Below are 17,186 nucleotides of genomic sequence, written 5' to 3' on the forward strand. Positions count from 1 at the left end.
CTTCCTTCGCAATGTCTCGGGCGGTCCCCCGCCCCGCTCACGGGGCGGTATAAGTATTTGTTTTTCTTATACTCCCCCGTTGGCGGGGGAGGTGGCGCGGCGCTCGCGCTTCTTCGGCGCGTAAGCCGTGACGGTGGGGGGCCTTAGCTACAGCTTAAACAGGCACCAAATTTCAGCGTCGCAAACTCTGACATCTCACGCGAAAATCTTATTGAGTTTATTTGCCTTTTTGAGATGTGTGAATCGCCTAGCCGCTTGCGGGGGAGGACTGGCTGTTGAGAGGTGTTCATAGCCACTTGGACCTTGGCGAAGCACCGGGCGGCCTTGGACAATGCGGCAAGTCAGTGCCATTGTTAGAGCACTTTAGCCGATCCGTGCTTAATCTCCGTTAACCGTTTTGCGGCATGTTGGGCGCATGAGAATCGCTCCAATCGCCCTACCACTCCTGCTGTTGCTGGCTGCCTGTTCGCCCAAGAAGGCCGAGCATGGCAGCGAAGGCGACAGCCATGCCGGTCCGCCGGTCACCAAATGGACCTATGACGGCGACAACGGTCCCGATCACTGGGCGCAACTGGGCGGCGCTGCGGCGGTCTGCGGCAGCGGACAACGTCAGTCGCCCGTCGATATTTCGGGCCAGACGCCGCAACGCTATTCAAAGATCAAGTTCAATTACAATTCCGTCACGGCGACGATCCAGAATACCGGCAAGACGGTGCGGATCGCGACGGAAAACGGCGGAACCCTGGATCTGGACGGCACGTCCTATACCTTGAAATATATAGAATTCCACTCGCCGTCCGAACACAGCATCAATGGTCACCATTCGACCATGGAAAGCCAGTTCGTCCACGAGAACGCCAAGGGCGACAAGGTCATTGTCGCCGTGCTGTATGATGTCGGCGTTGCCGATCCGATGCTGGGTTCGCTATGGACCTACCTGCCGTCGGATCCAGGCCAGCCCCTGCCCTTGTCGGACCTGCTGATCAATGCCCAGGATCTCCAGCCGGGCACGAATGATTTCTATGTCTATTCCGGCTCCCTGACCACGCCGCCGTGCACCGAAGGCGTGACCTGGATGATCTATTCGTCACCGCTCAGTGTCTCGGCAGAACAGGCCGACGCCTTCGAGCGCTTGATCGGCCCCAATGCGCGCCCCAGCCAGGACCGCCACGACCGCGACTACCTGCATGTCTCGGGCGGTTGAAAAAAGCTAGACAACGTCGCCACTGGCATAGGCACGTCCCGCCTTCAGTCTGAGATAGGCAGCCGCCGGCGCTCCGTAAAGAATAGCCAGGAGCAGCGGCTCGACAATACCGCCGCCCGCGATCATGGAAATGATATTGGGCGCCGTCAGGAACGCATGAAGGCTGGTCGTGTCGGGTACACCGACGGCTGGAAAGGCCAGCCGGAGGCCTGCATCGACAACCTTGAAACACAGGAAATAGACGACCAGGGCCAGGACTAAGGCCACGGCGTAGCCGGCGGCCAAGGACGAAAAATTGTCTTTGGTCGCAGCGAAACTGCCAAATATATCGATCCTGCCGCTATCGAAAGTTCGCGCGCAATTGAGGGACAGGCGGACGCGCAGCCACACAATGAAGCCCAGGCTTACAATCATCCCCATCATTTGACCGGCGGCACCTGCAAGCGTGCCCAGCGTGCCCCCAACGACGAAGATGACCAGCGACATCAGCGTCATCGCGATATTGACGACCAGCATGCGCACCTCGTCGAGGCCGAACTTGAGGAAGCCCAGGCTGTCGTCGCCGCGCTCCAGCACGGCGCGACACACCGCTGTCGTGATCACCGCGGAGGTTAGCATGCTGATGGCCAAATACATGGCTACGCCCGGCAGGGCCTGCTCCGCTACCTTGTCGAGAGCCGACATATCGGTCGCGGTCTTGCCGGCTGCGATATCTGCCTGGATCGCGTAGGTCGCAGTCAATAACGGCCCGGCAAAGGCAACCAGCAACAGCATACCGACCACGCTTCCCAGGAGCGTTACGCTGCCCCACAAAGCGATCAGCTTTGGACGTTCGCGAATAAGGCGAAAACCTTCCAGGGCAAAATCGAGCGACAGGGGCATGCTGTATCCTTGGGCGAAGGCGCCACGATAGGCCTGCTTGTGGCTAGCGCAAGCCCAAAACGCAAAGCAGCCGTCCTGACGCTATCAGAACGGCTGCTCTACAAACATACGGGACGGGTTTAGAAAAGGTTCTCGATCTTAGCCTTGCCCACGCCCGCCAGTTGCTTATAGGCAGCCGCCGCAGGGCTCAGCATGACCGTCAGCATCAGCGGAAGTATGACCAACCCGATACCCAGGATGTAGACGATCATCGCTGGCGCCATGGCCGCTACCATCTTCATGACGTCAGCCGGATTGCCGGACCCCGCGTTCTTCACTGCGCTCGCACCGAGGAATGCGAGAATGCCAACCACGATCGCAAGTATGATGAAACCGACGATTTCGATGACGATCGCCAGGATCGCGGCGATCAGATAGCCTCCCAACAGAGTCCAGGTCTTGCCCGCGGTCAAGGACCAGGAACCAAAGAGATCGAACCGCTTCTTCTCGAAGCTCTGAACCGAGTGCAATGACAGGCGGACCATGATCCAGAACATGCTGCATATGCCAGCCAAAACGCCGACGAACACACCCAAGCCAGCCAGATTTTTGTTGATCAGGGTTAAAAGGGTGACCAAAACCCAGGTGACGGCACCGCAAGCGAGGAAAACGCCCAGGTAGATCCCCATGAACACTATTGCAAACACAAGGTTGACGAGAATGTTACGGCCTTCGTCGCCACCGAGTTTCAGGTAGCCGAAAGTGGTCTGGGGCTCTTCGAGCGCGGCCCGAAAAATGGCGCACTGCACGACACTCTGGCTCAGAATCATCGCGATGAACAAAATGAGATACGGCCCGATCAACATGGGCATGATGGTCATCATTGCCGTCGGGTCCGGCGTGCTTCCCATTTGCGTCAGGCGTTGGAAGGCGGGATAGCCGAGCCCGAACAATCCGCCTAGTCCCACAACAAGCCCGAGCAGAAACACCAGCCCCCAAATCGGAATGAGCAGCGGCTTGCGTTTAAGTATCCGAAAACCTTCAAAAGCAAAATCGATGTCGAGCGCCATTAGCTCCTCCTGGATGAGTTTTCCGCGTGGTTGTCGGTCTGTTGCCGGATACTTGTACTAAAAAATGTTCTCGACCTGGCTGCGTCCAACCCCGACCTTAATCTTATAGGCAGCAGCGGGCGCGCCGGTGATCAACGCCACCATCAGCGGCGAAACCACCAGGCTGATAAAGCCGACATAGATGGCCACGACATAGCTGAACTGCGGCAGCAAGGCAAAGATCTGCTGCGGCGTCATGTGATCGGTGAAAACGGAGGTCGATACACCGCCGGCGGAAAGGGCTATCGCCATGACGACGAAAAAAACGATGAGGCACAGCAGGACGACAACAAACATCAGAATGCCCAAGACAATATAACCCAGGAGGAGCGTCAGGACACTGCCGTCGGTCAGTTTCCATGAGCCGAAGAAATTCAGCGATTTCTCCTTAAAGGTCTGCGCCTTGGCCAAAGATAGCTTGATTTGGATGTAATAGACGGCACCATAGTAGAGCAACATCTGCACGACAACGCCCAGACCTGCGGCCGAGGTCTTGCTCAGGGCAAGGGTAAGAACCATGCCGATCATTGAACTGGCCAGGGAGCAAACAAAACTGAATGCGAAGATCAGCAGCCCCATCACAATACCGAAACCGATAATGCGCATTTCGTCGCTTCCGAAGCGCATATAGCCGAAGCTTTTCTGCGGACTTTCCAGCACCAGGCGCAGGACGGCGCAATCGACAATAGACCGCACGATGACGGTCACGATGATCAGAATCAGGCATGGCAGAAACAGTCCGCCGATCAGGCTGAACATAGCCATGGGTTCGGTGGGAAAAGCGGCGCCACTGAACAATACTTTCAGGGTCGGCCAGGCCAAAGGCAGAGCCGCCGCGAGGCCAATCCCATTGCCAATCAACAGGACCAACCCCCAGGCCACGATCAGACCCGGCTTTTCGCGAATAATACGAAACCCTTCAAATGCGAAATCTATGCTTAGCTTATTCATGGCCGTCCCCCAGTAGCGCCCGATTTTGGCCTTATTTACCCCTAAGCGCGATGATTTGCCTATAGGCCGAGGCAAAAAAACCAATCAGCACCGGCGCCAGAACGGCGATACCCAGCAACATCATACCGCCATGCAGCAGGATATGCATGCGCTGGCCCATCCACGGATAGGGCATGGCGTGGGCCAGCCGGATCTGCGGGGCAAAGTGATGCATGACCCCAACCGCCACTATGACAAAGGGCAGAACGACAATCAGAAGACCGGCGAAAAGCTTGCCAACCTGGCCGGAGCTCAGTCCCAGGGCATTGAGGGTAACAAGACGGCGCTGGGCGATATTGGCTGCGTGCAGCAGGGTGAATTTGAGCGCGACAAAGATCAACAGGGCCGCGGACGCCAGTACGTAGCCGATCAGCACCCAGTCGCCCACGCTACGATGACGGCAAAACGCCAGGCGCACGGCGCCCAGTGAATTACCGTCGCCGGCAATGCCAGACATGCTCAACCCCATGGCAAAGACGATGAAGACGGCAGCAAAGACAACCAGGATAAACAGGCTGGCGACTATGTTGGCAACCACCAGCCGAAGCTCCGGCATTGCCAGTTGCAAGCCACCGAACCCGAGCCCTTCGGCTTTCGCGGTCTTGCCGAAGAGCGCGATTCGGTAGAGCGCCCCGATCATCATGACCTTCAGGACACCGCTAACGAGGCCGACAGCCCCAGCAACGAGAGGTGCATGATGGTGATGGAAGGCCGCCAGAGGACCAAACGTGCCCACGGCCCACAGCAGCAGCAGCGCAGCCCAGGCGCCACTCCACGCCGCCGGCAGCCCGCCAACCGCTTCCGACAAGGCCTTTGTCAGCGAAAAAGACGACCTGCTACTCATAAACTGCCCACCTTAGCGTCCTGCTCAACACTTCATTTCAGCCCGCCGTGATTTGAGACTCAAATCCATTCCCTTTAAAAGCTTATTTCGCAGGGCAGCACAAAATTCCCGGCCGCCCTTGTTACCAGGCCACACCCTGATATAGACCCGCCTCATGACAGTTTCATCAAAACCCATTCCAGACGCTGTGCACGTTATCGGCGGCGGCCTGGCCGGCTCGGAAGCCTGCTGGCAGATCGTTTCGCGCGGCGTTCCGGTCGTCCTGCATGAGATGCGCGGCGTCAAGCCGACCAACGCCCACCACACGGACGGCCTGGCCGAACTGGTCTGTTCCAACTCGTTCCGATCCGATGACTGGCAGTTCAATGCCGTCGGCCTGCTGCACGCCGAGATGCGCAAGGCTTCGAGCCTCATCATGCAATGCGCCGACGCCCATCAGGTCCCGGCCGGCGGCGCCCTGGCGGTCGATCGCGACGGCTTCAGCCAGGCGGTCACGGCGGCGCTGTCGAACCATCCGCTCGTCACCGTCGTTCGTGAAGAGGTCGAGACCCTGGCCGACAAGCCGTGGGACAATGTCGTCGTCGCCACGGGACCGCTGACCAGCGAAGCCCTGTCGCAGTTTGTGCTCGATGTTTCGGGCGAAGGCCAGCTCAGCTTCTTCGACGCCATCGCCCCGATCATCCACTATGACTCGATCGACATGTCGAAGGCGTGGAAACAGTCGCGCTACGACAAGGAAGGTCCGGGCGGCGACGCTGCGGCCTACATCAACTGCCCGATGGACCGTGAGCAGTACGAGGCCTTTATCGACGCCCTGTTGAACGGCCCCAAGGCCGAATTCAAAGACTGGGAGCACGTCCCCTATTTCGACGGTTGCCTGCCGATCGAGGTCATGGCCGAGCGCGGCCGTGAAACCTTGCGCTACGGTCCGATGAAGCCGGTAGGCCTGACCAACCCGCATAACCCGACCGTCAAGGCGCATGCCATCATCCAGTTGCGCCAGGATAATGCCCTGGGCACGCTCTATAATATGGTCGGCTTCCAGACCAAGCTGAAGCACGGCGCCCAGGCCGACGTTTTCCGCATGATTCCGGGGCTGGAAAACGCCCAGTTTGCGCGGCTGGGCGGGCTTCACCGCAACACCTTCATTCAGTCGCCCAAGCTGCTGGACCGCCAGCTGCGCCTGAAGGCGCTGATACCGGACAAGACAGTTCGCTTCGCCGGCCAGTTGACAGGGGTTGAAGGCTATATCGAAAGCGCCGCCATCGGCCTGCTGGCTGGGCGCTACGCGACGGCCCAGGCCCTGGGCGAAACCCTGGCCGAGCCGCCCGAAACGACGGCGCTTGGCGCCCTGCTCAACCATATCACCATCGGCCATCTCGAAGGTGGTTCGTTCCAACCGATGAATATCAATTACGGTCTTCTGCCGCCGCTTGACGCGCCCAAGGTCGACGAAAACGGCGTCAAGATTCCCCTCAAGGAACGCGGCCGGGCCAAGAAACGCCTGATGAGCTTGCGCGCCTTGAATGATGTTCAAAACTGGCTAAATATCGCCTGAATTTGTCGCTATACGCCCGAATGTTTGCCGAAACGGGGGAATATAAGTTGCGTCGCCTGCCCTGCTCTGTGTTGTCCTGCCTTACCGTGTCCGCCGCGCTGATGGTGGCCGGCTGCGCCGAAACGGTCAAGGAAACGACCGTCTATGTCCCGGTCCAGCCCATTGTTACGCCCAGTTCGCTGACACCGCAGCCGGTTATCCTGTTCAACAAGACCAAGCAGGGCCGCAAGCTCTTCACCCTGAACGAGGAATTTCCCTACTGCGATGCGGCCACCGGCAAGGTGATCGTCGTACCGAAATGGTATGTCACCGACTTCGCCTCCGTGCCGTGGTACGGCCAGGGCGTGATCGACCCGCAGGGGCCTACGGCGCGCGCCGCCATCATCCACGATTATCTGTACGCCATAGGTGAAAAGGACAAACGCGAGGAGGCCGACGGCATCTTCTACCGCGCCATGATCGCCTTTGGAGTCAATGATTTCAACGCCCGCATCGCCTATAATGCCGTTCGCACGGGCGGTGAGCACGGCTATGGGCTGAAGGATGACTGGGCGTTCATCGACCCGACACGGCCCGACACGCAACAGCCGGCCCCCTTCTCCCGCCCAACCATAGGCGCCGTCAAGGTCATGCCGAAATGCGCCGGCTTCAAGGAACTGGTCCTGACCGGCTGGAAGGCCTATCCGACCAAGCCGACCATCATCGTCCCGCCTTCCGTCACAACGACTGAGAAAAAGGGGCCTGTGCCGTGGGCGACGGGGCACCTGTTCGGCAAGAAGAAAGACAAGAAGTAGTTGCCGTACCGTTGCAGAATTTCACCACCCGAAAAGGCCAGTCCTCCACCGTAGCCCGCGGGGCGTTACGGGGGAGGTGCCGCCGAAGGCGGCGGAGGGGGCGTAATACTAATCTTTACGCCAGACATTGAGAAGAAATTTGCCTAGCTGTTTTACGTTCTAGCGGGCTTACAATTTCGAATAGTTTAGAAATTCTAAGTTGGATAATTGCCCCCTCCGTCGCCGACGAGCGGCGACACCTCCCCCGTACGCTTCGTTACACTTCGCTACGGTGGAGGACTGGCTACTTTCTGTTGGGGGTACCACAGGCCAGATCTAAGCCGCACCACGCTCTGGCGTTACATGCGACCTGTTAAGAACGCCCAGAACAGCTGAAAACGTTTCGACAGTGGGCCGGTTGCCCGGCCGTGCCAGATATCGCCGGCCAGGACGGCCGGAAGGGCCAGAGGCATCAGTTCCACCGCCAGCCCCTTCACCGCAGATCGCGCGTCGCGCGTCAGATGATTCAATTCGGTGTCCCCGGCGTCAATGAGCCCTCGACCGGCCTTGATGCACGCCATACCGTAAAGCCGCGCAACGGCGTTAAGGTCACCCGCCTTGCCCAGGATGCGCGCCGCCAGATCGGCAACCATGCCCTCGCCCTTGTCGACAACGCCCAGGGCATCCTTGAGCGACAACGGCCCCTTGTCGAGCAATGGCATCTGGCCTTCGACCATATCCAGAAAGCTTTGAACCGGCAAGGTGTGCAGCGGGATCATCCGTTGAAACAGTTCAGTCAACGGATGATAGTGCGGTGTGCGGCCCTGGCCGATGGCTTCGAAGGCCTCGTACCACCAGCGCAGGCGTATCTCACCCATCAGCGGCTCGGTGACCCGTTCCGGTATCTCGCGCAGGGTTTCCAGCAGGGCAAACAAGGCCAAAACCCCGGCGCGCTTGTCCGCGTCGGGGATAAAGGCGCAGGCCAGGCGGACGTCCTCGGACTTCGGTAACAGCTCAGAGGACGTCATAAAAACCTTAGCCGAACAGGGTCTGGTACATGGTCATGGTGACCAGCATGGGCAGTGACAGGAGCGTATTGATGCGCGAGAACATCATCGCCTTCTTGGCAGCGGCGGCCTTTTGCTCGGGCGTGCCGTCCTTGATGCCCAGCGCAATCTTCTGGGCCGGCCAGATAAAGCCCCAGACATTGAACATCATGATCAGGCCCAGCCACATACCCGTGCCGATGAAGGCATATCGCGCATCGCCGGTTTGATTGGCTCCCGCGTAGCCAAAGCTCAAGGCCTCTACGAGATAACGGTTATGAAAGGCCAGAAACAGACCCATGATCACTGTCAGCAGAGCCGCCCAACGGAACCAGAACAAGGCTTCTGGTGCGATATATTTGGTTATGCCAGGCTTCAGTTCGGCAGGTACATTCGGCATGACACGGATCTGGACGAAGTTGAAATAATAGAGCAGCCCGATCCACAGTATGCCGCACACCACATGCGCCCAGCGCAGAACAGCTATGGCGAAGGATCCGTCGAACCCATGCGGCGAATCGTAGCCGAAGCCTATGATGAACACGAGCGCCAGCAACAGGCTGACGATAATCACATTGCGGAAATTGGAGAGAAAACCAGCCACGACGCACCCCTGCACTTGGTTGAAGATGAGTCGCACCTTAGGCCAAGTTTACTTCAGACGCAAAACCCGCCTAATTCTGCTGGCTCTGGACCGCTCGGTCGGGCCGGTGAGTCGAAAACCGTTAGCTTCCGAGCACCCGCAGCGAAGTGTACTTTGGTACATGAGCAAGGGCGCCCGAGCATTGTGAAGACAATGCGAAGACGCATTGATGGAAGATGACGTGTTTGCAGACCTCCGGCACGGCCGAGCCTAGGGGAGGTCCTTTTTGGGTTTTTTCGAGCCTTTGAACCCGCCCATGTCGACGATTTCGGCGTCGGGGTCGTTACGGTTTACGCCCCAGATCAGAATGATCGGCAGGGCGACATAGATCGAGCTGTAGGTACCGATGATAATGCCGAAGACCATGGCGAAGACCAGCGGGAACAGCGCCGGGCCACCGAGGAACAGCATCCCGGCCAGGGCCATGACGGCCGTCGAGCCGGTAATAATGGTCCGCGACAGCCGTTCGTTTTCCGACAGGTTGATGATGTCGGCCAGAGGCGTCTTCTTGAATTTTCGCAGGTTTTCACGCAACCGGTCGAAGGTAATGACCTTTTCATTCATCGAATAGCCGATAACGGTCAGCAGCGCGGCGATCGAGGTCATGGTGAACTCGATCTGTAGGGCGCCCATGATGCCTATGGTGAGAAAGACGTCGTGCAGAACGGCGATAACGGCGCCAGCGCCGAATTGCAGGCCGGACGGGAAGCGAAACCAGATGAACAGCAGCATCAGCAGCAGGGCCGAACCCAGCGCCATCAGGCCCGATTGCATCAGTTCGCCGGACACCTTCGGCCCGACGACTTCGGTCCGCTTGTAAACCACACCGGGATAGGCCTGGGTCAGCTTCGTCTTGACGGCTTCTACGCCGCTTTGGCCCTGGTCGTGTTCATCGAGCTTGAACTTGACGAGAACATCGCGCGGGCCACCGAATTCCTGCACCGACGGGTCGTGCGCGCCGAATTCCTTCATGCGCGCCCGAAGTTCACCCAGCGGCGCTGCGCCCGGCATCTGCAGTTCCAGCACGTTGCCGCCGGCGAAATCGGTGCCGAGGTTAAGTCCCTGCAGAAGCAGAACGGCGATCGTCCCCGCTATGGCAAGGCCTGATAAGACCGCGGCGACGGGCGCATATTTCGTGAACCGGAAGTGGAAATCGGTCGGAAGATTCTTGATCAGAGGCCAATGCATGGCGCGGTTACCTTGAGAAGCATATTGGCAAAAAGTGTCGCCACTTTTTCGAGTAAGGGTGCGGCAGGTCTAGATAGGCAGGGTCTTGGGACGGGCGGCGCGATACCACCAGCCCAGCAGGACCTGGCTGACCAGAATGGCCGTGAAGACGGAGGTGAAAACGCCAATCAGCAGGGTCCAGGCAAAGCCCTTGACCGGCCCCGCCCCCATGCCCAGCATGATCAGGGCGGCAATCAGTGAGGTGATGTTGGCGTCCATGATCGACACCAGGGCGCGTGAGAAGCCGACGTCCATGGCAGCGATGGGTTTGTGGCCCGTGCGCGCCTCGTCACGGATCCGTTCGAAAATCAGCACGTTGGCGTCGACGGCGACAGCCAGGCTGAGGATCAGGCCGGCGATACCCGGCAGGGTCAAGGTTGCGTGACACAGCGTCATGGCGGCCAGGATCAGCAACAGGTTGACCAGCAAGGCGGCAATCGACACGCCGCCGAAGACGAAGCCGTAGGCCAGGAACATGAAGATAACGATGACCACGAACCCGATGACGGTCGAAATGATCCCCTTGTCGATGGCGTCCTTGCCCAGTTCGGCGCCGACGGTCCGCTGGCTCTCGAAGTTCAGCTTGGCCGGCAGGGCGCCGCCGTTGAGGATGGAGACCAGTTCTGACGCTTCCTGCGGCGTAAAGCTGCCGGTGATCTGACCGTGGCCGCCGGTGATAGCGCCCTGGATGGTCGGGGCGGAGACGATACGTCCGTCGAGGATGATGGCGAAGCGCTTGCCGATGTTCTCGCGCGTCGCCTTGCCGAACTTCTGGGCGCCTTCGTTGTTGAAGGTAAAGTCGATGGCGGGACGGTTATAGCTGTCCGTGCCGACGGTGGCTTTCTGCAGGTTCATCCCCGAAACTACGATCGCCTTATAGACAACGGTCGGATAGCCGCCGCGGCTTTCATCGTACAGCATTTCAGAGCCCGGCGGGATGCGGTTGGCGGCGATCTCCGACGGCGTCACATCTTCATTGACCATCTGGAAGGTCAGGCGTGCCGTCTGGCCGATCAGGCGTTTCAACTGCTCCGGATCACTTTCACCCGGGGCTTCGATAACGATACGGTTGGTGCCCTGCTTCAGGATCGACGGCTCCTTGACGCCCTGGGGGTCGATCCGCTTGCGGATAATTTCGATGGAGTTGGCGACGGCCTGGACCGAGCTGGAGCGGATACCGTCTTCGGTCAGTGTCATGCGGACCGATTGATCGGTCGTCGTGATATTGAGGTCGGTCGCATTGGGATTGTTCGGCAGGGGCGAGGCCAGCTTGGCCAGCGCCTTTTGTGCGTCCTTGACCTTTGTGGGATCGGTGACCCGCATTTCCACCGACGACGCGTCGGTCGTCTGACCTGCGACCTCGATGCCTTCATCGGCCAGTCGTTCCTCCGCCCCTTGCAGGATATTGGCCAGCTTGGTCTTCTTCAGGTCGTTGATATCGACCTCCATCAGGAGGTACGAGCCGCCTTGCAGGTCGAGACCCAGATTAAGTGTCCGGTTGGGCGCCCAGCCCTTCATCTGATCCCGCACATCGGCCGGCAGAAAATTGGGCAGGGAAAAGAATACGCCCAGCAGGATGGCCGCAATGACCACCCCGATCTTCCAGCGCGACAAGTTAATCATGTTCGTGGTGCTCGGATGTCTTTAAGGTAAGTCAGCTTACGCGACTTTGGAATCGTTGGCCGGGGCGGGTTCGCCCTTGACGCGGACTTCGGTGATCATGCTTTTGACGACGCGCGCATTCACGCCCGTCGCGATCTCGATCATAACTTCGGCGTCTTCGACGCGCGTCACCTTGCCGATCAGGCCCGACGACAGGACGACCGTGTCGTTACGCTTGATCGCGGCGATCATGGCCTTGTGTTGCTTGGCACGCAGCTGCTGAGGACGGATCATGAAGAAATACATGATGGCGACAAAGCCGCCCATCATGAGCAGCATACTGATGTCTGGCGAACCAGCGGCATTTCCGAACACGAACGTCTCCCGGGGTGTCAAATCACGACCGCACAGGCGGCCAAAAAAGGTCCGCCATACATAGGCAGATCGCTCAAAAGGTCAATGGCATAAATGTCACGCGCCGGGAGTGGTTTCAGCCTGGTTTTCTGACCGTGACGGCCGGTCAGGACTATGGCAGGACCAGATTGGGGTCGATGGGACGCGCAATGTCGGTCGACGGCGTATAGCGGACCTCGAAATGCAGTTGCGGCTGGTCGATCGTGCCCGTATCGCCGACGGTACCGATAACCTGGCCCTTCTTGACCGCTTCATTATTGCTGACGTTCATCGACAACAGGTGCGAATAGCCGGTGTACCAGCCATTGGGATGCTTGACATAGATGGTGTTGCCCAGTTCCTTGACCTGGTCGCCTTCATAGACCACGACCCCGTCCGCCGCCGCGCGCACCTCGGTGCCGCTGGTCGCGGATATATTGATACCGTCATTGCGGACATTCGGCGCCAGTTGACCGAACGGCACAATGACCTTGCCCTTGACCGGCCAGGCGAACAGGCCCCGGCTCATCTGCGAAATCTGAGTGTTGCTCGGGAATCCGGCGACCGCGGTCGAAGGAGAGGTAACGGGTTTGGTGGCGGGCTTGACGGGCGTCGTGGCAGGGACCGTAACCGGCGATTTGGGCGCCGGGGCGACGGAAACGGTCGTTGTGGTCGTCGTTGTCGTCTTTGGAGTCGTTACGGTTGTCGTTGTCGTCTTCGGCGCCGCGGTGACGGGAGGTGTGGTCACGGGGGGCTTGGCCGGTACCGAGGCGACCGCCACGGGCTTGGCGACGAGAGGCGTCGCTGCGGGCTTGGGCGCCGGCGACGGGGCGCCGGACGCCAGAGCGGTGCTCAGCCTGACCATGCCGGATCCATTGGCGTGTTCCTCTACGCCCTTGTCGGTGGCGCCTTCCGGCAACAGGATGCGCTCGCCGATCTTCAGGGTGGCGGTGGGTTCGAAGCCATTGATATCATAGAGCGTCTTGACCGGCACACCGAAGCGGCGTGAAACGCCGTACAGCGTATCGTGCGACGCCAGGATATAGACATAGGCGGCGCGGCTGTCCTTTACGGGAGCTGTCGGTGCCGCCGCGACCAGAGCCGGCGTCGTCGCGACAGGCGTAACCGAGGGGCTGACTTCAGCCGGCGGAGGTGGTGGCGGAGGCGGCGCCAGTTCCGTTGTCGTAATCTTGCCGCTCGAGGCAGGCAGGGTGATCACCGGCGGCGCGTTAGTCGGTGCCGGTGTATCGTTAGCGCTCGCCGGGGCTGTGGCCTCAGCGGGTTTGTCCTGCATATAGACCGGATATTTTGGTGACGGCATGTCGGTCGTGGCGCAAGCCTGCAGGCCCAGCAACATCACGCCGCTCATGGCCATGACCAGGACGGAGCCACGCCAGCCCTTGCTGGAGCCGGAGTCCTTGCTGGATATTATGTTATGCGAGGTCATGGTCGGCTCCCGGAGCGTCAGATCGTGAACATGCTGGCGCAGCCCAGGCGCTGACCCGGGCATAGCTAAGCCTTAGCTTATGCTAATCTATGGATAACGAAGTCTTACCATGAGGGCGCCGCGTTGTAAAAATCCGGTAAAAATCCTTCGCCGCAAATTTTTTTCAATGCGCCACATCCAATCGATCATCCGGCGGACATTCAGTCATGAAAACGGCCCGGGATGGCCGGGGGCGCGCCCCGGCAAACTTAACCTCTTCAAGGAGAGACCTCAATGACTATCGACTTTTTCCACTACTGGTGGCTTATCTTCCCGATCATGTTCATGGTGTCGGGCATCGTCCGCATGTTCCTGCGCAACAGCTACGAGCAAAAGAAGCTTGACCTGATGAAGGCCTATCTCGACAAGGGACAGTCTGTCCCCGACAGCCTGCGCCGCAATCTCGACTGCTAAAGGACTATATTCATGACCGCTCTAGACTTTTTCTCCGCCTACTGGTGGCTGATCTTTCCGGTCGGCGGCATGCTGATGGGGGTGTTCGGTATGTTCAGTCACCACCATCACCGCAGCGAAACCCTGCGGTTGCTCAAATCCTATGCCGACCAGGGCAAGGAACCGCCGGCCTTCCTGCTCGACGCGTTGAAATCCGATGAAGACCGCGCTTTCGATCATGGCTATGGCCGCCGCTACTATCGCCGGCGCTATCGCTACGGCTACGGTTGGAGCAAGATCGTTGTTTTTGCCGCCCTCGCCGCCGGCTTCGGCTACGCCGGATATTATGGCGAGCACGGTCCGCACACCATCTTCCTGGCCCTGGCGCTCGCCTTTGGCGTCGCCGCCACGGTCTGGTTCGTCATTGCTGTCGGCAACGCCATCTTCGGCCCGAAGCCGCGCGATTACCCAGGTGATCTCGATGATAAACGCGACCGGCGGGACGACTGATTACAGGCCCGCACCAGAGCTGACATCATGGATCCGGCAAATGAGACCGCTCTGGTGCGCCGGGCCCGTCAGGGCTCGGACGACGCCTTTTCGCGGCTGGTCGCCCAACACCAGCAAGCTGTGCGTGCCTTCCTGCGTCGCCTGGCCGGTGACGAGGCCGACGACCTGGCGCAGGACGCCTTCGTCACAGCCTGGTCGCGACTCGACCGACTGCGCGACGGCGTTTCCTTCCGCACCTTTGTCTGCGGCATCGCCTACCGCAAGGCGCTCAACGACCGCCGCCGCTTCGGGCGTCAGGCGCGGCGCGACAGCGAATGGCACGACCTGATGCCGCAACAGACGACTTCGACCGCCGACACCCGGCTGAGCCTTCAAACCGCACTGGGCCAGCTTCCCATAGACCAGCGCGCCGCCATCAGCCTGTGTGTCGCTGCCGATTACAGCCACAGCGAAGCCGCCGAAATTCTGGGGCTTCCCCTCGGCACAGTAAAGTCGCATATTCAGAAGGGGCGCGAACGACTAAGTGCCCTGCTGGGAGTAGCCTCATGAGTGAAGACGCCCTGAAAGCCCTGTTCGCCGCCGAGGACGCCCAAATTACGCCGCCGAGCCAACCGGCGCGCGATGTCGGCTTCGTCATTACGGTCATGGAAAAGATCGAGCGCCGCCGTCTGATCGAAAATCTCGGATGGTGGCTGACCGGCGGCGTTGTCGCCATTGCCGTCCTCTTCGTCATCATGCCCTATGTTACGCCGGTTTTGGTCCAGTTCGGTCAGGACGTTGTGCCGGCCGTCATCACCCTCGCCGTTCTCGGCATGATCGCCGTCGGCTGGCAATATCTGGCCCCGGCCCTGCGCGATTTCGGCATACCGGTTTAGCCGGGCCGATTAGAGACTGTATTGAAAATTCGTCAGGCTGAGGCGAAAAGGGCTGGTTTCGAGAACCGGAGCGGAGCGTACTCAAGTACGTGAGCACCGGAAGCGCAGAAAACGGCCCTTTGCAGACCAGCCTGACGAATTTGCAAACAGTCTCTTAGACGTCTTTTGCGACGCCCGATATCAGTGGCACGAAACGCACCTCGCCCAGATCCTCGGTATCGTAACCGTCAGGTGTGCGCGTATAGCGCAGCAGGCGCTGGGTCGAGCCCTTGCCTTGCGGTCCTACCATGATCCCCTTGGGCTTTAACTGGCTCAGCAGTTCGACCGGTGCTTCCGGCAAGGCGGCCGTGACCAGGATACGATCGAACGGCGCCTGTTCCGGCCAGCCGTCCCAGCCGTCGCCGAAACGGTAGATGATATTTTCCAGCATCAGTCGCTTGTGCCGAATCTCGGCCTCGACCATCAGCGACCGGTAGCGCTCGATCGTATAGACATAGCGCGCCAGCCGCGCCAGGATCGCCGTCTGATAACCGCTGCCGGTGCCGATCTCCAGCACGCGGTGCCGCCCCTCGATCTTCAGCGACTGAGTCATCAGGGCGACGATATAGGGCTGCGATATGGTCTGGCCGCAATTGATCGGTATCGCCGAGTCTTCCCAGCTGCGATCGAGAAACAGTTCCGGCACGAACAGGTCGCGCGGCGTGATCTCCAGCGCATGCAAGGTCTTCTTGTCGTCAATGCCCTGATGTTTCAGGCCGTTGATCAGGCGCTGCAACCGGGTCTCTTCGACGACATTTTTCGGCGCTTCGCTCATTTCAGCACCTCTTTTTCAACGACCTGTTCAACATTAATTTGTTTCGGCACGGTTCCGCCCAGCGTCTTGCGCATCCGGTGCAGCGTCTCGTAATGCGTCAGGTCGAGATGCAGGGGCGTGACCGATATCCGCCGCTCGGCGACCGCCTTCAGGTCGGTACCGTCGACCAGGGTCTGCTCATAATCGTGAAAATCGATCCAGTAATAGTCGCGACCGCGCGGGTCGCAGCGCTTGACGGCGTGCATTTCATGGGCGTCACGCAGGCCCTGTTTGGTGACCTCGATGCCGGTGACGGCCTCGGCCGGACAGTCCGGGAAGTTGATATTGACGACCACATCGGCGGGCCAGCCCTTTTCGAGCACGGCACTGAGCACGGCCGCGCCATGGACCTGGGTGGCGTTCCACTGGGTTTCCAGGTCGACATCGAAATCGAGACATTGCGACAGGGCGATTGACGGAATGCCGAGGGTCATGCCCTGCAGCGCACCGGCCACCGTTCCCGACAGGGTCACGTCCTGGGCCAGGTTGAAGCCGCGGTTGACACCCGACAGCAACAGGTCGGGCGGGAAATCCATCAGGTCGTTGACGGCGATCTGGACGCAGTCGGTCGGCGTGCCGGAGACGGCGAAACGCTTGTTGCCCAAGCGCTTGACGCGCAGCGGGTCGTGGAGTGTCACCCCCCTGCCCTTGCCCGATTGCTCGACCACGGGGGCGCAGATCCACACATCGTCGCTGAGCTGGCGGGCGATCTGGTACAGCACTTCGAGGCCATAGGCTTCGATGCCATCGTCATTAGTCAACAGGATACGCATGGCTTAATGTTTAGGGCGATTTCGCGCGCCAAGGCAACCGGGGAGC

19 protein-coding genes are annotated in these 17,186 nt (G+C 59.7%); 7 read left to right on the forward strand and 12 right to left on the reverse strand.

Features of this window, described 5'->3' with window-relative positions; translation table 11 throughout:
- The first annotated feature begins 415 nt into the window (after positions 1-415).
- The gene (locus tag AC1DXO_RS25050; RefSeq protein ID WP_476980946.1) at positions 416-1,204 is read left to right on the forward strand and encodes a carbonic anhydrase; all 789 of its coding nucleotides are present in this window, start codon (positions 416-418) and stop codon (positions 1,202-1,204) included.
- A gap of 6 nt (positions 1,205-1,210) precedes the next feature.
- Here the strand turns inward: AC1DXO_RS25050 and AC1DXO_RS25055 are convergent, their stop codons facing one another.
- The 4 genes from AC1DXO_RS25055 to AC1DXO_RS25070 form a co-directional block, all read right to left on the reverse strand.
- Positions 1,211-2,086, reverse strand: a complete 876-nt coding sequence (locus AC1DXO_RS25055; protein WP_476980947.1) for a hypothetical protein — start codon at positions 2,084-2,086, stop codon at positions 1,211-1,213.
- Positions 2,087-2,205: 119 nt separating this feature from the next.
- Entirely contained in the window at positions 2,206-3,135 is a 930-nt protein-coding gene (locus tag AC1DXO_RS25060) for a hypothetical protein (RefSeq protein ID WP_476980948.1), read from the reverse strand.
- A 57-nt stretch (positions 3,136-3,192) separates the two neighbouring features.
- Entirely contained in the window at positions 3,193-4,125 is a 933-nt protein-coding gene (locus tag AC1DXO_RS25065) for a hypothetical protein (RefSeq protein ID WP_476980949.1), read from the reverse strand.
- 31 nt (positions 4,126-4,156) lie between these two features.
- Positions 4,157-5,008, reverse strand: a complete 852-nt coding sequence (locus AC1DXO_RS25070; protein WP_476980950.1) for a hypothetical protein — start codon at positions 5,006-5,008, stop codon at positions 4,157-4,159.
- A gap of 154 nt (positions 5,009-5,162) precedes the next feature.
- Between AC1DXO_RS25070 and trmFO the strand changes: the two genes are divergently transcribed.
- Together trmFO and AC1DXO_RS25080 are read left to right on the forward strand one after the other, a co-directional pair.
- Positions 5,163-6,566: a methylenetetrahydrofolate--tRNA-(uracil(54)-C(5))-methyltransferase (FADH(2)-oxidizing) TrmFO gene (trmFO, locus tag AC1DXO_RS25075; RefSeq protein WP_476980951.1), complete on the forward strand. Its 1,404-nt coding sequence runs from the start codon at positions 5,163-5,165 to the stop codon at positions 6,564-6,566.
- 101 nt (positions 6,567-6,667) lie between these two features.
- The gene (locus tag AC1DXO_RS25080) at positions 6,668-7,360 is read left to right on the forward strand and encodes a DUF1353 domain-containing protein (RefSeq protein ID WP_476980995.1); all 693 of its coding nucleotides are present in this window, start codon (positions 6,668-6,670) and stop codon (positions 7,358-7,360) included.
- A 338-nt stretch (positions 7,361-7,698) separates the two neighbouring features.
- Here the strand turns inward: AC1DXO_RS25080 and AC1DXO_RS25085 are convergent, their stop codons facing one another.
- The 6 genes from AC1DXO_RS25085 to AC1DXO_RS25110 all read right to left on the reverse strand — a co-directional run bounded on the left by AC1DXO_RS25085 (position 7,699) and on the right by AC1DXO_RS25110 (position 13,697).
- Entirely contained in the window at positions 7,699-8,367 is a 669-nt protein-coding gene (locus AC1DXO_RS25085; RefSeq protein ID WP_476980952.1) for a squalene/phytoene synthase family protein, read from the reverse strand.
- Between the two features lie 7 nt (positions 8,368-8,374).
- Positions 8,375-8,989 carry a urate hydroxylase PuuD gene (locus tag AC1DXO_RS25090; protein WP_476980953.1) on the reverse strand — a complete coding sequence of 205 codons (615 nt, stop codon included), beginning with the start codon at positions 8,987-8,989 and terminating at the stop codon, positions 8,375-8,377.
- Between the two features lie 249 nt (positions 8,990-9,238).
- The gene (gene secF / locus AC1DXO_RS25095) at positions 9,239-10,216 is read right to left on the reverse strand and encodes a protein translocase subunit SecF (RefSeq protein ID WP_476980954.1); all 978 of its coding nucleotides are present in this window, start codon (positions 10,214-10,216) and stop codon (positions 9,239-9,241) included.
- Positions 10,217-10,285: 69 nt separating this feature from the next.
- The gene (secD, locus tag AC1DXO_RS25100; RefSeq protein WP_476980955.1) at positions 10,286-11,878 is read right to left on the reverse strand and encodes a protein translocase subunit SecD; all 1,593 of its coding nucleotides are present in this window, start codon (positions 11,876-11,878) and stop codon (positions 10,286-10,288) included.
- 36 nt (positions 11,879-11,914) lie between these two features.
- Positions 11,915-12,196, reverse strand: a complete 282-nt coding sequence (gene yajC / locus AC1DXO_RS25105; protein WP_476980996.1) for a preprotein translocase subunit YajC — start codon at positions 12,194-12,196, stop codon at positions 11,915-11,917.
- A gap of 187 nt (positions 12,197-12,383) precedes the next feature.
- The gene (locus AC1DXO_RS25110) at positions 12,384-13,697 is read right to left on the reverse strand and encodes a peptidoglycan DD-metalloendopeptidase family protein (RefSeq protein ID WP_476980956.1); all 1,314 of its coding nucleotides are present in this window, start codon (positions 13,695-13,697) and stop codon (positions 12,384-12,386) included.
- Positions 13,698-13,970: 273 nt separating this feature from the next.
- Between AC1DXO_RS25110 and AC1DXO_RS25115 the strand changes: the two genes are divergently transcribed.
- Genes AC1DXO_RS25115 through AC1DXO_RS25130 form a run of 4 tightly spaced genes read left to right on the forward strand, consistent with a single transcriptional unit; the run spans position 13,971 to position 15,514 of the window.
- Complete coding sequence (locus AC1DXO_RS25115) at positions 13,971-14,150, forward strand: hypothetical protein (protein ID WP_476980957.1); 180 nt, start codon at positions 13,971-13,973, stop codon at positions 14,148-14,150.
- Between the two features lie 12 nt (positions 14,151-14,162).
- Complete coding sequence (locus AC1DXO_RS25120; protein WP_476980958.1) at positions 14,163-14,639, forward strand: hypothetical protein; 477 nt, start codon at positions 14,163-14,165, stop codon at positions 14,637-14,639.
- Between the two features lie 27 nt (positions 14,640-14,666).
- Positions 14,667-15,188: an RNA polymerase sigma factor gene (locus AC1DXO_RS25125; protein ID WP_476980959.1), complete on the forward strand. Its 522-nt coding sequence runs from the start codon at positions 14,667-14,669 to the stop codon at positions 15,186-15,188.
- Positions 15,185-15,514 (forward strand): hypothetical protein, encoded by a 330-nt coding sequence (locus AC1DXO_RS25130; protein WP_476980960.1) that lies wholly within the window; start codon positions 15,185-15,187, stop codon positions 15,512-15,514. Before AC1DXO_RS25125 ends, AC1DXO_RS25130 begins: the two co-directional genes overlap by 4 nt.
- Positions 15,515-15,668: 154 nt before the next feature.
- Here the strand turns inward: AC1DXO_RS25130 and AC1DXO_RS25135 are convergent, their stop codons facing one another.
- Together AC1DXO_RS25135 and surE are read right to left on the reverse strand one after the other, a co-directional pair.
- Positions 15,669-16,328 (reverse strand): protein-L-isoaspartate(D-aspartate) O-methyltransferase, encoded by a 660-nt coding sequence (locus AC1DXO_RS25135; RefSeq protein WP_476980961.1) that lies wholly within the window; start codon positions 16,326-16,328, stop codon positions 15,669-15,671.
- Positions 16,325-17,140: a 5'/3'-nucleotidase SurE gene (gene surE / locus AC1DXO_RS25140; protein WP_476980962.1), complete on the reverse strand. Its 816-nt coding sequence runs from the start codon at positions 17,138-17,140 to the stop codon at positions 16,325-16,327. Before surE ends, AC1DXO_RS25135 begins: the two co-directional genes overlap by 4 nt.
- Positions 17,141-17,186 lie beyond the last annotated feature (46 nt).

It is taken from the genome of Asticcacaulis sp. P2_C5, from assembly GCF_056404555.1.

Coding starts and splice junctions, on each gene's coding strand:
- AC1DXO_RS25130 (WP_476980960.1), top strand. CDS start 15,185: ATGAGTGAAGACGCCCTGAAAGCCCTGTTCGCCGCCGAGGACGCCCAA.
- AC1DXO_RS25085 (WP_476980952.1), bottom strand. CDS start 8,367: ATGACGTCCTCTGAGCTGTTACCGAAGTCCGAGGACGTCCGCCTGGCC.
- AC1DXO_RS25110 (WP_476980956.1), bottom strand. CDS start 13,697: ATGACCTCGCATAACATAATATCCAGCAAGGACTCCGGCTCCAGCAAG.
- AC1DXO_RS25115 (WP_476980957.1), top strand. CDS start 13,971: ATGACTATCGACTTTTTCCACTACTGGTGGCTTATCTTCCCGATCATG.
- yajC (WP_476980996.1), bottom strand. CDS start 12,196: ATGCTGCTCATGATGGGCGGCTTTGTCGCCATCATGTATTTCTTCATG.
- secD (WP_476980955.1), bottom strand. CDS start 11,878: ATGATTAACTTGTCGCGCTGGAAGATCGGGGTGGTCATTGCGGCCATC.
- AC1DXO_RS25135 (WP_476980961.1), bottom strand. CDS start 16,328: ATGAGCGAAGCGCCGAAAAATGTCGTCGAAGAGACCCGGTTGCAGCGC.
- trmFO (WP_476980951.1), top strand. CDS start 5,163: ATGACAGTTTCATCAAAACCCATTCCAGACGCTGTGCACGTTATCGGC.
- surE (WP_476980962.1), bottom strand. CDS start 17,140: ATGCGTATCCTGTTGACTAATGACGATGGCATCGAAGCCTATGGCCTC.
- AC1DXO_RS25060 (WP_476980948.1), bottom strand. CDS start 3,135: ATGGCGCTCGACATCGATTTTGCTTTTGAAGGTTTTCGGATACTTAAA.
- AC1DXO_RS25125 (WP_476980959.1), top strand. CDS start 14,667: ATGGATCCGGCAAATGAGACCGCTCTGGTGCGCCGGGCCCGTCAGGGC.
- secF (WP_476980954.1), bottom strand. CDS start 10,216: ATGCATTGGCCTCTGATCAAGAATCTTCCGACCGATTTCCACTTCCGG.
- AC1DXO_RS25080 (WP_476980995.1), top strand. CDS start 6,668: ATGGTGGCCGGCTGCGCCGAAACGGTCAAGGAAACGACCGTCTATGTC.
- AC1DXO_RS25050 (WP_476980946.1), top strand. CDS start 416: ATGAGAATCGCTCCAATCGCCCTACCACTCCTGCTGTTGCTGGCTGCC.
- AC1DXO_RS25120 (WP_476980958.1), top strand. CDS start 14,163: ATGACCGCTCTAGACTTTTTCTCCGCCTACTGGTGGCTGATCTTTCCG.
- AC1DXO_RS25055 (WP_476980947.1), bottom strand. CDS start 2,086: ATGCCCCTGTCGCTCGATTTTGCCCTGGAAGGTTTTCGCCTTATTCGC.
- AC1DXO_RS25065 (WP_476980949.1), bottom strand. CDS start 4,125: ATGAATAAGCTAAGCATAGATTTCGCATTTGAAGGGTTTCGTATTATT.
- AC1DXO_RS25070 (WP_476980950.1), bottom strand. CDS start 5,008: ATGAGTAGCAGGTCGTCTTTTTCGCTGACAAAGGCCTTGTCGGAAGCG.